The sequence below is a fragment of the Geodermatophilus aquaeductus genome (assembly GCF_900182545.1).
Lineage (GTDB): Bacteria > Actinomycetota > Actinomycetes > Mycobacteriales > Geodermatophilaceae > Geodermatophilus > Geodermatophilus aquaeductus.
Genome location: NZ_FXTJ01000001.1, coordinates 898,929 through 910,607, shown reverse-complemented (window position 1 = coordinate 910,607; position 11,679 = coordinate 898,929). Strand labels below are relative to the sequence as shown.

Here is an 11,679-nt window from a genome sequence, read left to right as displayed (position 1 = left end):
GGGCCGGCACCGCGGGTGGGTCAGCCCGCCGTCGCCGGCCGCTCCGCGACGTCGGCCACGACGACCTCGGCAGGCGAGGAGGGGCCGTCGGCGCGCCTCCGGCCGGGCAGCACCAGGTTGAGCACCACGGCGACGACGGCCGCGACGACGATCCCCGAGTCGAACAGCGCGCCCCACTGGCCGGTGACCCGGTCCAGCGCCGCGGGCGCCGAGGCGATGCCGCGGCCCAGCGCGAGCGACAGCGCGACGATCAGCAGCGACCGGGTGTCCAGGCCGTCCTTGGACAGCATCTGCACGCCGATCGCGCACACCATGCCGAACAGCACGAGCACGCCGCCGCCGAGCACCGCGGGCGGGATGGCGGCGAGCACCGCGGCCACCTGCGGCAGCAGCGCCAGCCCGACCAGCACCAGCGCGCCGATGGTGACCACGTGCCGGCTCATCTGCCTGGTCAGCGCCACCAGGCCGATGTTCTGGCTGAACATCGTCGTCGGCAGGGCCCCGAAGACGCCGCCGAGGACCGCGCTGCCGCCCTCGGCGAGGATCCCGCCGCGCAGCTCCCGCGTCGTGGCCGGCCGCCCGGCGCCGCCCTCGGTGACCGCGTGCACCGTGCCGACGGAGTCGACCATGTTGACCACCCCGACGACCGCCATCGACAGGACGGCGACCAGCGGGAAGGACAGCCCGAACTCGAACGGCAGCGGAACGGCGACCAGCGGCCGGTCCCCGACGCCGGAGAGGTCGAGCAGGCCGAACGGGATGGCCACCAGGTAGCCGACGACGACGGCGACGAGCACCGAGGCGGTGCACAGCAGCCCGCGGCAGAACTGGTTGAGCGCCACGGCGAGCAGGCAGACCAGCGCGGCGATGCCCAGGTTGACCGGCGAGCCGAAGTCCGGGGAGTTCGCGCCGCCGGCGGCCAGCGTGAGGCCGCTGGGGAGCAGGCCCAGGCCGATGACCAGGATGATCGTGCCGGTCACCACCGGCGGGAACAGCCCGACCACCCGGTGGATGCCGAGCGCGATGGCCACCTGCACGGCGGCGGTAACCAGCACCCCGCCGAGGACCGCCGACAGCCCGTGCTCCTCGGCCAGCGGGACGGCGACGGCGATGAACGCGAAGCCCGACCCCATCATCAGCGGCAGCCGGCTGCCCACCGGGCCGATGCCGACGGTCTGCAGCAGGGTGGCCAGCCCCGCGCACAGCAGCGCCGCCTGCACCAGCAGCGTGGCCTCGCCGGTGGTGGCGCCGATGACGCCGGCCAGCAGGATCGCCGGGGTCAGGTTCGAGGTGAACATCGCCAGGACGTGCTGCAGGCCGAGCGGGACGGCCACGCGCCACGGCGGCCGCGCGTCGGGGTCGGCGGGGTCCTGCGGGGCGGGCGCGGCGGTGCGCGCCCGGGGGGTGGACAGGGCCATCGGGGGTCTCCTCGGGCGGGGACGTCGGTACCCCGGGAACGGTCCCGGTCGCGTGTTCCACCACCGTGACGACGGCGTTCCGGCTCCGCGCCTGTGACGCTGCTCGCAGCGGCGTTTACCGCCCAAGCGCGCGAGCCATACGCAGGTGTTCGACTTCGCGTCCGAGATCCGGGCACGACCACGGGGAGCACCAGGTGAGACGAGGACCAGTCGTGCCCGGCTGGCCGTCGGCACCACCCCCGCCCGCAGGGGACGGCCTGCGCTGGGAGCTCTCCGACGTCGCCGAGCTGCCCGGGATGCGCGAGGAGCTGCGCCGCTCCGAGGTCGTGGACGGCCTCGCCGACCTGCGCGACCGGCTGGTCCTCGTGCTCGACGAGATGGCCTCCAACGCGCTGCGCCACGGCGGCGGCCACGTCGAGGCCGCGGTCCGGCGCACCGGGGACGCCCTCCTCGTCGCGGTCTCCGACGGCGCCGCCGCCACCCCGCCGACCCCCGCCGTCGACCGCGACCCCTCCGAGGGTGGCCTGGGCCTCTACCTCATCGCCGAGCTGTCGTCGGCGCACGGCTGGTACGTCGACGGCGACGGCAAGACCGTCTGGGCGGTCCTCCCGACCCGGTGAGGCTCAGCCGTGCGGGTGCAGGCGGACGGCGACGAGGGCGACGTCGTCCTGGAGACCCTCGGGGCGCAGCCGGGCGACCAGCGCGTCGCACAGCCGCTCCAGCGGGAGGTCGGCGAGGCGGGTCAGCGCCGTCCGCAGCAGCCCGATGCCGTCGTCGAGCAGCAGGTCCCGGCCCTCGACCAGCCCGTCGGTGTAGAGCAGGAGCGTGGAGCCGCGCGGCACCTCCACCGCCGCCGACGTCCGGACGGCGGCCGGGTCGACGCCGAGCATGAGCTGGCCGCGCTCGCTGCCCAGCGTGCGCACCTCGCCGCCGGGCAGGAGCAGCAGCGGCGGCGGGTGCCCGGCGTTGGCCCAGCGCAGCGTCGTCGTCCCGGCTGCGCGCTGCTCCGGCGTCTGCTCCACCCGCGCGACCACCGCGGTCGCCATGGAGCCCATGCGCAGCGCGTCGATGGCGGCGTCGAGCTCGCCGAGGACGGCGTCGGGCGGCACGTCGCCGCGGTAGGCGATGCCGCGCAGCATGCCGCGCAGCTGGCCCATGGTCGCCGCGGCCTCGGTGTCGTGGCCGACGACGTCCCCGATGACGAGCACCGTGGCGCCGTCGGGCTGCAGGAAGGCGTCGTACCAGTCCCCGCCGACCTGGGCGACCTCCACCGCGGGCTGGTACCGCACGACGATCTCGGCGTGGTCGGGCTGCGGCGGCGCGGTGAGCATGCTGCGCTGCAGCGCCTCGGCCAGCCGCCGCTGCTGGTCGAACAGCCGGGCGTTGTCCAGCGCCAGCGCGACGCGGTCGGCCACCTCGCGGGCGGCCGCCACCTCCTCGGCGTTCGCCGCCGGCCGGTCGGCGCCGCGGTAGACGCTGAGCGCGCCGAGCGTGCGCCCCCGGGCCAGCAGGGGGAGCGTGACGGCCGTCTGCGGGGCGAGCGCGTCGAAGGCGTCGCGCACCCCGCCCTCGGGCAGCGTCGGGCGGATGACCGCCGGGACGTCGGCGACGGTGAGCAGCCGGCCGGACTCCAGGGCCTGCAGCACGGGCGCGTCCGAGGGGACCGAGGCCAGCCGCAGGTCGGCGTAGGCGGCGGTGGTGGCCCGCAGGGCGGGGTCGCGGTGCCAGCTGGCGACGTCGCGCATCCGGCCGTCCTCGCCGGTGGACAGCGTGAGGATCACCCAGTCGCCCAGCACCGGGACGACGGCCTCGGCGACCCGCTGCAGCGCCGGCTCCTCGGCGCCGCCGGAGCCCAGCGACGCCGACATGATCGCGCTGACCTCGGCGACCAGCGCGAGCCGGGCGGCGCTGTCGCGGGCCCGCTGCTCGGCGGCGCGCCGCTCCGTGACGTCGAGGAAGTAGACCGACAGCCCGTCGGGCCCCGGCCAGGCGCGGACCTCGTACCAGGCGTCCAGCGGCGGCGGGTAGTACGCCTCGAACACCCGCTCCTCGCCGCGCTCCATCGCCGCGCGGTAGCTGACCTCGAAGTCGCTGCCGATCGCGGCCGGGAACAGCTCCCAGATGTCCCCGCCGACGAGCTCGTCCCGGGTGCGGTGCAGCACCCGCTCGGCCTCGGCGTTGACGTAGGTGAAGCGCCACTCCCGGTCGAGGGCGAAGAACGCCGAGCGCATCGTCTCCAGCACCCGGGACACGCGGGCGTCGCCCTCGCGCAGGCGGGTGGTGTCGATGCCGGCGCCCAGCAGCCGGACCGCCGTCCCGCGACCGTCGGCCAGCGCGCGGCCGCGGCCCTGCACCCAGCGGGTCTCGCCGGAGGGCAGGACCACGCGGAACTCGGCGTCGTAGGCGCCGCAGCTCTCGATGGCCTCCTGCAGCGCGCCCAGCGTCCGGTCGCGGTCGTCGGGGTGCAGCCGCGCGGCGAAGGCCCCGATCGTCTCGTCGAAGCCGCCGGCGTCGTAGCCGAAGATCTCCAGGAGCTGGTCGTCCCAGGACAGCTTCCCGGACACGAGGTCCCAGTCGAAGCTGCCGATGCCGGCGGCGTCGATCGCCAGCTCGAAGCGCAGCCGGCTGACCTCGGGGTCGTCGGGGAGCGAGGACAGCGGCCGGGGTGCCGTTCCCGGCGAGCCCGGACGCTGCTCGGGGACGGTCACGGGGCAGCGGGATCCGTTCGGTGCGGGAGCGGTGGTCCGTCGTCCTTTGTCCCACGCCGGGACGGGGGACGACAACCGGTGTGCCGGAGTCGACACCGCGCACGGGGACGGGCGCCCCCCGGCGGCCGGACCGGCGTCGGTGCCGGTCGGGCCGCCCGGGAGCGCCCGTCGTCTCGTCTCGTCGCAGTGCGCCGCCGGGCCCGGGCCGGCGTCCGCCGTCCTCGTCGCGGCGCCGGGCCTGGCGACCGCGGCCTGGTCCCGGCGAGCGTCCACCGCGGGCCGCCGGCGCCTGCCTGGCCGGGGCGTGCCGGTCAGAGACCCGGGGGGACGACGGGGCGGGTCGTCTCCCGCCGGGCACCGGCAGGACCCGGTCCTCCTCGCTGCGGCGGCCGTCGCCGGGCAGCCGCGCCGCGGGCGTCCGGGCCTCCCGGGAGGGTCCGCGCGCTGCCCTCGTGCGGGGCAGTCGGCGGGTGGGTCGAGGCCGGATCGTCGTGCGGAGGGGTCTGCTGCCGGCGGCGGGGGACCCGCTGCCGATCGCCGTTCCGCGGCCGGCGTCCGGGCCTCCCGGGAGGGTCCGCGCGCTGCCCTCGTGCGGGGCGGTCGGCGGGTGGGTCGAGGCCGGATCGTCGTGCGGAGAGGTCGGTCGGCGGCGGGGTGCCGCGGAGGAGGGCCAGGGGGCGGCCGTGGTCGGCCGGGGGTGGAACTGCTCGGGGAGCGGGCCGGCGGTCCGGCCACCCGCGGGGGGAAGGGGGTGGCCGGGCCCGTCGAGCACGTCGACGAGGGTGCGGGCGCACGTCCCCGGGGAGGGGGCGCGCTGCGGATCAGTCGGGAGCCGGTGGCGGCGGCCGGGGAGAACCCCGCGCCGGGTGCCCGCCCGGGTCGCCCCGGGTGCGCACCGCACCGGCGGTGCCGGGCGGGTCGGGCGCCCGTGCCGTCGGCCGCCTGGCGGCGGGCCGCGCCGGCCAGCCGGCCGGGGCCAGCGCCGGGCCCGCGGAGCGGGGGGCGGCGGGACGGGGCGGGACCGGCCGGCCGGGGCCGGCCGGGGGCAGCGCCGCGGCGGGGGAAGACGCCGCGGGCCGGATCGTGGGGGTGCTCGGCAGCTCGGTGAGCACCACGGGGCCGTTCGGGGCGGGAGCGGGCGCCGGGGCGGCCGGGCGCGGGCGGCCCCAGGCCAGGTGCTCGCCGTCCCGGCCGCCGCCCCAGAGGGCCAGGCGCCGGACCAGGCCGGGACCGGCCGGCGGCACGACGACGGGAGCGGTCGGCCAGGCCGCGTGGGCACCGTCCGGACCCGCGCCCCACAGCGCCAGCCGCCGGACCGACGCGCGCAGCCGGGCGCGCCAGCGGGGGCCGGTCGCGGCGACCGGAGCCGGGGCGGCGACCGGAGCGGGGACGGCGGCCGGCGGGACCAGGCGCGGGCGCGGGACGGGCACCGGACGGGCCGTCGGCAGCGGGCGCAGCGCGCGCGGGCCGCCCGGCGAGCGGGTGAGCACGGCGCGGCGCGGGCGGGGCCGCTGCGGCAGCTCGTGCGCCCGGTCGAGCAGGCCGAGGAGGCCGGCCAGACCCAGGTCGTCCGGCAGCGTCGCCGACGACGGGGCTGCTGCCCGGTCGATCGCCATGCCGGCCTCCTGGGGGGTCTGTGTCCGCAGCCGGGGAAGGTGCTGCGGACAAGGGGAAAGGTAGGGAACGCGGGCCTCGCGGACGGCCCGTCCGGACACTCCCTGGAGAGCCCGTGACGCAACCGTTGTGGGGGCCTGACCAGCGCGTTGATGACCCGGCGCTGACGACGATCACTTGTCGACCCGTCGACGGCCGCCGAGCGGGGACGGCCCCCGGAGGGCCTCTGGTCACCCCGGGACACGCGCCGCCGCGCCCGGCGTGTCGGACCGGATCCCGCCGTTTCCAGAACGGGGCGGTCCGGTTGCCGGGCACCAGGGGCCTGCCCAGACTCGACCGGTGACCCACCAGCCCGCCACGGACACCGCCGGGACCGGCGCCGACGAACCGGACACCAGGCTGCGCCGCGCCGTCACCGGCCCGCTGCTCTACCTGTTCATCCTCGGCGACGTCCTGGGCGCGGGTGTCTACGCGCTGGTCGGCGAGGTCGCGGGCGAGGTGGGCGGGGCGATCTGGGTGCCCCTGCTGGTCGCGCTGCTGCTGGCGCTGCTGACCGCGGCCTCCTACGCGGAGCTGGTCACGAAGTACCCGCGCGCCGGCGGCTCGGCGGTGTTCGCCGAGCGCGCGTTCCGCTCGCCGGTGGTGGCCTTCCTCGTCGGCTTCTGCATGCTCGCCGCCGGCGTCACCAGCGCCGCGGGCCTCGCCCTGGCCTTCGCCGGCGACTACCTGGCCGTGTTCCTCGACGTGCCGGCCGCCCCGGCCGCGCTGGTGTTCCTGCTGGCCGTGGCGCTGCTCAACGCCCGCGGCATCCGGGAGTCGCTGCGCGCCAACCTGGTGATGACGCTGGTCGAGACCTCGGGGCTGGTGCTGGTCGTCGTCCTCGGCGCGCTGGTGCTCTCCCGAGGCGACGGCGACCTGGGCCGGTCGGTGGAGTTCCCGCCCGGGGTGTCCGCGGCGACGGCGACGCTCTCGGCGGCGCTGCTGGCCTACTACTCCTTCGTCGGGTTCGAGACGTCGGCCAACGTGGCCGAGGAGGTCCGCGACGTGCGGCGGGTCTACCCGCGGGCGCTGTTCGGCGCGCTGCTCACCGCCGGGCTGGTGTACGTGCTGGTCGGCATCGCGGCGGCGGTCGTGCTGCCGCCCGGCGACCTGGCCGGCTCCAGCGGGCCGCTGCTCGAGGTGGTCCGGGCCGCCGACGCCGGCATCCCCGACTCGCTCTTCAGCCTGGTCGCGCTGATCGCCGTCGCCAACGGCGCGCTGCTCACCATGATCATGGCCAGCCGCATGGCCTACGGGCTGGCCGAGCAGCACCTGCTGCCCGCGGTCCTGGGCCGGGTGCTGCCGCAGCGCCGGACGCCGTGGGTGGCCATCGCCGTCACCACGCTGGTGGCCATGGGGCTGAGCCTGGCCGGCGACCTGGCCACGCTGGCCAACACGGTGGTGCTCCTGCTGCTGTTCGTCTTCCTCAGCACCAACACCGCGGTGCTGGTGCTGCGCCGCGACCGGGTCGAGGCGCCGCACTTCCGGGTGCCGGCGGTGGTCCCGGTCCTCGGGGTCGTCTCGTGCCTGGTCCTGCTCTGGCAGCAGGAGGCGCGGACGTGGGCGTTCGCGGGGATCCTGCTCGCCGTCGGGGCGCTGCTCTACCTGGTGACGGCGCTGCCGCGGCGCCGGGCCGAGGCGCGGGAGCGCAGGCCGGTCAGCTGAGGCGGGCGCGAACCGCCGCCGCCAGCCGGGCCGCGGCCCCGTCGTCGGTGGTGAGGAACAGGCTGGGCTCGGTCAGCTCCACCTCGATGACCTGCGGCGCGCCGTCCTCCCCGCGCACGAGGTCGACGCGGGCGTACAGCGGCGCCGCCCCGGTCCGCTCGGCCACCCAGGCCAGCACCCGGTCGCCCAGCGCCCGCTGCTCCGGGGTGGCGGTGCGCCGGGTGATCTCCTCCTCCGCGTAGAGGCCCGGACCCAGGGCCTCCCCCGCCAGCAGGGCGCCCTTGCCGAAGGCGTGGCTGAGGACGCCGTCGAGGTGGACCAGGCCGGTCTCGCCCTCGGCGTCGAGCCGGTCGAGGTAGGGCTGCACCATGACCGCCCGGCCGCTCGCCAGGATCCCCCGCGCGGCCGCCCGGGCCTCCGCCCGCTGCGCCGGCGCGAAGCGGGTGGTGTCGCGGGCGCCGGCGGACACCACCGGCTTGACGACGACGTCGCCGGGCCAGCGGTCCAGCGCCGCGTCGACGTCGCCGGGCTGCTCGGCCCACGCCGTGGGCACCACGGGCACCCCGGTGTCCGCGAGCTCCCGCAGGTAGCGCTTGTCGGTGTTCCACGCCAGGACGTCCGCGGGGTTGAGCAGCCGGGTCACGGCCTCTACGCGGCGCGCCCAGGCGAGGAACTCGTCGCGGCGCGGCGCGTAGTCCCAGGTCGACCGGACGACGACGACCGCCGCGGCACCCCAGTCGACGTCGCCGTCGGCCCAGTCCGCGCACGACATCGTCAGTCCCTCGGCGGCGAGGGCGGCCAGCAGCAGCGGCTCGTCCTCGTCCCTCCCGGCGGCGGCGGCACAGCTGGCGATGAGCACGTCGGGCACGCCGCGATCCTGCCGTACGCCGTCTGCTGGGATGGCCGGGTGGCCGCCTCCGCACGACCCCTCGTGATCGACACCGACCCGGGCATCGACGACGCCCTGGCCATCCTGCTGGCGCTGGCCAGCCCGGAGGTGGACCTGCGCCTGGTGACCACGGTGCACGGCAACGTGGAGCTGCCGCAGACGACGGACAACGCGCTGCGGGTGCTGCACCTGGCCGGCCGCTCCGACGTGCCGGTGGCCGCGGGCGCCGCCGAGTCGCTGGTGTTCCCCCAGCCCGAGCGCGCCGGCCACGTGCACGGCGTGACCGGCCTGGGCGGCGTGCAGCTGCCGCCCTCCCCCGCCGCCCTCGACCCGCGGCCGGCCGTGGTCGCGCTCGCCGAGCTGCTGATGGCCTCCGAGGAGCCGGTGACCGTGGCCGCCATCGGCCCGTGGACCAACGTGGCGCTGCTGCTGGCCACCTACCCCGAGGCGGCGGAGCGGATCGACCGGCTGGTGCTCATGGGTGGCTCGGCGGGGCGCGGCGGCAACGTCACGGCCGCCGCCGAGTTCAACGTGTGGTCCGACCCGGAGGCCGCGGCGCGGGTCCTCGGCTCGACGGTGCCCACGGTGCTCGTCGGCCTCGACGTCACGCTGCCCACCGTGCTCGGCGAGGAGGGCATCGCCCGCTTCGCCGCGGCAGGACCGGTCGGGGCGACGGCGGCGTCGGTCCTGCAGCAGTACCTCGACCACGCCCGGACCGCGTACGGGACTCCCGGCGTGGTGGTCCACGACGCGCTGGCCCTCACCGAGGCGATCGTGCCGGGCACGCTGGGCACCGTCCGCCGCGACGTCGTCGTCGACACCGGGGGCGGCCCCTCGCGGGGGCAGACGCTGGTGGACCGGCGGGCGGTGTCGGACGCACCCACCGCGGTCGACGTGGCCGAGACCGTGGACAGCGCCGCGGCCGTCGAGTTCCTCGTCAGCCGGCTGGCCGGGCTCGCCGAACGGGTGGGCTGAGCCGCCTCAGCGCTTGGGCGGCCCGACGACGGAGTCGACGATGCCCGCGGCGATGTCGCGCAGCTTGCGGTTGTAGCGCTGGGAGGCCTCGCGCAGCAGGTCGAAGGCGGCGTCGGCGTCGACGTGCCGCTGCGCCATGAGCACGCCCTTGGCCTGCTCGATGACCGCCCGCGACTGCATCGCCAGCTCCATGTTGCGGGCGTGCTCGCCGAGCAGGGCGTGCGCGTCGGCGTTGGCGACGGCGACGGCGACCGCCTCGGCCACCTCGCGGGCGACCTCGGCGGACTCGTCGGAGGCGAAGGCGCCCGGCATCGTCGAGTAGTTGTTCAGCGCGCCGATCGTGGTGCCCTGGTACGGCAGCGGCATCGACAGCGAGCTGCGGACACCGACCTCCACCACGCGGGCGACGTAGGTCGGCCACCGGGTCTCGGTGTGCGTGTCGTCGATCCGCAGCACCACCCCGGCCCGGCCGGCGTCGAGGCAGGGGCCGTACCCCTCGTCGTACTGCAGCTCGTCGGCGGCCAGCGCCATCTCGCCGTGGTGGGCCGCCGTGGTGGCGGTGTCCCCGCGGATCAGGGTGATCGACGTCGACTCCGCACCCGGGATGTGCTCGGCAGCGAGGCGGGTGACCTCGCCCAGCACGTCACCGAGCTCCCGTTCGGCCAGCTGCAGCCGGCTCAGCGCGCGCCAGAGGTCCTCCACGCCGCACATCCTGCCCGTCCCGCGGCCGGACGGGGAGCCCGGGAGCGGCGTACGCGCACCCGCCGCTGCGGCGGGCAGGGGTTTCGGCCAGGATGGACGCCGGTCGACCGGAGCGGACGCGAGGGGGAGGCGATGGGCCAGGAGACGTGGCCGCGCACCCCCGTGCCCTCGGTAGCCGGCGACGTCTGGCACTGGCAGCTCGAGGCGATGCACGTCGTCTCCCGGGTGCGCGCCGACCTGCGGGCCCGCATCGCCCACCCCTCGGTGAGCACGTCGTCGACCGAGGACGCGCGCGACGGGCTGCTGCTGGTCTTCGAGGAGCTGGCGTCCAACGCGCTGCGGCACGGCGGCGGCGACGTCCGGGCGCTGGTGGTGGCCAGCCCCGCGGGCTGGCTGCTCGACCTCAGCGACGAGGCGCCCGACCGCCCGCCGGTGCCCGCCGTGGACCGCGACCCCTCGCTGGGCGGGATGGGCCTGCACCTGGTGGCGCAGCTGTCGGTCGACTACGGCTGGGAGGAGCGCCCCGGCCGCAAGCACGTGTGGGCCCGGCTGCCCTCGGGCCTGCAGCCGATCGAGGGCCTCGGCGGGCAGGGCTTCGGTGGTCAGGTGCCCGAGCCGCGCGCCCCGGAGATCCCGCGCGACTGACCGCCCTCAGCGGCCGGCGGCCCGCGCGCTCTGCTCGCGCAGCGCCCGGAACACCCGGCGGCGGAGCCGGTCCTGCTCCCGCTCCCCCGGGGTGACGAAGCGCAGCGACACCAGGGTGCGCGCGCCACGCTCCTCGCTGCGCAGCACCTGGGCCGGCAGCGCCAGCTCGCCGTCGTCGAGGGCCACGGCCAGCGTCATCGTGCCCCCGACGGCCACCGGCGGGCGCGCGCGCAGGAACACCCGGGCGCCGGACTCGCTGAGGTCGACGGTCTCGCCCGCGACGCCGGACTCCCCGCGCCGGGCCGTCACCGGCACGACGACGAGCGCGCGGACGGCCTGCCGGCGCTGGCTCGGCGCACCGGGACCGGTGAGCGCCAGCACCCAGGTGCTGCCCTCGACGGCGGTGATCCGCGCCGGTGCCACGCGGCGGGTGTCGGGGCCGCGCCAGGACACCTCGGCGGCGTCGCCGGGCCCGACCTCGGGCGCCTCGCGGTCGCCCTCCAGCCGCAGCCGCAGCTCCCCGGCCGACGAGGACTCCACCCAGCCGCCGACCGCCGTCCCGCGGTCGGGCAGGGCGACCTCCGCGTCCGACTGCGCGGCCGGCCGGTCCGTGCCGGCGACGTCCCCGTCTGCGGTGCCCCTCGGTGCGGTGTCCCTGAGTGCGGTGTCCCTGAGTGCGGCGTCCATGAGCTCCTCCCGGTCCGGGGTCCGCGCGTCCCCCGGGGAGGGATATCGGCCGGTCCGGGCCGGGACTTCAGGCGGAGTCGGCCACCGGTGCGTCGTCGTGCTCGGCACGGGCGCAGTGCGCACAGCAGTAGAAGGAGCCCTCCACGACGACGCCGTGGCCGACCACCTTCACGCCGCAGTGCTCGCAGATGGGCGCCATCCGGTGGATGGCGCACTCGAAGCTGTCGAAGGTGTGCCGGGCCCCCTGGGCCACCACCTCGAAGCTCATGTCGTAGTCGTTGCCGCAGACCTCGCAGACCGCCATGACCCCTCTGTGCCCCGGCCGGGCGCGGCGGAC

At 77.2% G+C, this 11,679-nt stretch carries 11 protein-coding genes; 4 read left to right on the top strand and 7 right to left on the bottom strand.

All coding sequences use genetic code 11. From position 1 onward, the window contains the following. Positions 1-20: 20 nt before the first annotated feature. Positions 21-1,418: a uracil-xanthine permease family protein gene (locus FN207_RS04435; RefSeq protein ID WP_142457064.1), complete on the bottom strand. Its 1,398-nt coding sequence runs from the start codon at positions 1,416-1,418 to the stop codon at positions 21-23. A gap of 212 nt (positions 1,419-1,630) precedes the next feature. On the opposite strand from FN207_RS04435, the gene FN207_RS04430 reads away from it, so the two are divergent. Then, positions 1,631-2,038 carry an ATP-binding protein gene (locus tag FN207_RS04430; protein WP_246065757.1) on the top strand — a complete coding sequence of 136 codons (408 nt, stop codon included), beginning with the start codon at positions 1,631-1,633 and terminating at the stop codon, positions 2,036-2,038. 3 nt (positions 2,039-2,041) lie between these two features. On the opposite strand, the gene FN207_RS04425 is transcribed toward FN207_RS04430, so the two are convergent. Together FN207_RS04425 and FN207_RS04420 are read right to left on the bottom strand one after the other, a co-directional pair. Further along, the gene (locus FN207_RS04425) at positions 2,042-4,126 is read right to left on the bottom strand and encodes a SpoIIE family protein phosphatase (RefSeq protein WP_246065756.1); all 2,085 of its coding nucleotides are present in this window, start codon (positions 4,124-4,126) and stop codon (positions 2,042-2,044) included. An 821-nt stretch (positions 4,127-4,947) separates the two neighbouring features. Next, a complete protein-coding gene (locus tag FN207_RS04420) occupies positions 4,948-5,742 on the bottom strand; it encodes a hypothetical protein (protein WP_142457063.1) in 795 nt (264 codons plus the stop codon). Between the two features lie 337 nt (positions 5,743-6,079). Between FN207_RS04420 and FN207_RS04415 the strand changes: the two genes are divergently transcribed. Continuing rightward, positions 6,080-7,444 carry an APC family permease gene (locus tag FN207_RS04415; RefSeq protein ID WP_142457062.1) on the top strand — a complete coding sequence of 455 codons (1,365 nt, stop codon included), beginning with the start codon at positions 6,080-6,082 and terminating at the stop codon, positions 7,442-7,444. On the opposite strand, the gene FN207_RS04410 is transcribed toward FN207_RS04415, so the two are convergent. After that, positions 7,437-8,312: an ATP-grasp domain-containing protein gene (locus FN207_RS04410; protein WP_221888019.1), complete on the bottom strand. Its 876-nt coding sequence runs from the start codon at positions 8,310-8,312 to the stop codon at positions 7,437-7,439. The two genes, FN207_RS04415 and FN207_RS04410, sit on opposite strands and share 8 nt — an antisense overlap. A gap of 39 nt (positions 8,313-8,351) precedes the next feature. Here FN207_RS04410 and FN207_RS04405 point away from each other — a divergent pair, with 39 nt between their 5' ends. Continuing rightward, positions 8,352-9,308 carry a nucleoside hydrolase gene (locus tag FN207_RS04405; protein ID WP_142457061.1) on the top strand — a complete coding sequence of 319 codons (957 nt, stop codon included), beginning with the start codon at positions 8,352-8,354 and terminating at the stop codon, positions 9,306-9,308. 6 nt (positions 9,309-9,314) lie between these two features. Here the strand turns inward: FN207_RS04405 and FN207_RS04400 are convergent, their stop codons facing one another. Next, complete coding sequence (locus FN207_RS04400; protein WP_142457060.1) at positions 9,315-10,019, bottom strand: GAF and ANTAR domain-containing protein; 705 nt, start codon at positions 10,017-10,019, stop codon at positions 9,315-9,317. 123 nt (positions 10,020-10,142) lie between these two features. Here FN207_RS04400 and FN207_RS04395 point away from each other — a divergent pair, with 123 nt between their 5' ends. Continuing rightward, positions 10,143-10,655 (top strand): ATP-binding protein, encoded by a 513-nt coding sequence (locus FN207_RS04395; RefSeq protein ID WP_142457059.1) that lies wholly within the window; start codon positions 10,143-10,145, stop codon positions 10,653-10,655. 6 nt (positions 10,656-10,661) lie between these two features. Here FN207_RS04395 and FN207_RS04390 read toward each other — a convergent pair whose 3' ends face one another. Next, a complete protein-coding gene (locus FN207_RS04390; RefSeq protein ID WP_142457058.1) occupies positions 10,662-11,342 on the bottom strand; it encodes a PilZ domain-containing protein in 681 nt (226 codons plus the stop codon). 67 nt (positions 11,343-11,409) lie between these two features. Continuing rightward, positions 11,410-11,646 (bottom strand): hypothetical protein, encoded by a 237-nt coding sequence (locus tag FN207_RS04385; protein ID WP_093581784.1) that lies wholly within the window; start codon positions 11,644-11,646, stop codon positions 11,410-11,412. Positions 11,647-11,679: the final 33 nt, after the last annotated feature.

Bases quoted from the DNA above. Each gene is read 5' to 3' on its own strand.
- FN207_RS04435 (WP_142457064.1), bottom strand. From the start codon at position 1,418: ATGGCCCTGTCCACCCCCCGGGCGCGCACCGCCGCGCCCGCCCCGCAG.
- FN207_RS04420 (WP_142457063.1), bottom strand. From the start codon at position 5,742: ATGGCGATCGACCGGGCAGCAGCCCCGTCGTCGGCGACGCTGCCGGAC.
- FN207_RS04400 (WP_142457060.1), bottom strand. From the start codon at position 10,019: ATGTGCGGCGTGGAGGACCTCTGGCGCGCGCTGAGCCGGCTGCAGCTG.
- FN207_RS04395 (WP_142457059.1), top strand. From the start codon at position 10,143: ATGGGCCAGGAGACGTGGCCGCGCACCCCCGTGCCCTCGGTAGCCGGC.
- FN207_RS04390 (WP_142457058.1), bottom strand. From the start codon at position 11,342: ATGGACGCCGCACTCAGGGACACCGCACTCAGGGACACCGCACCGAGG.
- FN207_RS04385 (WP_093581784.1), bottom strand. From the start codon at position 11,646: ATGGCGGTCTGCGAGGTCTGCGGCAACGACTACGACATGAGCTTCGAG.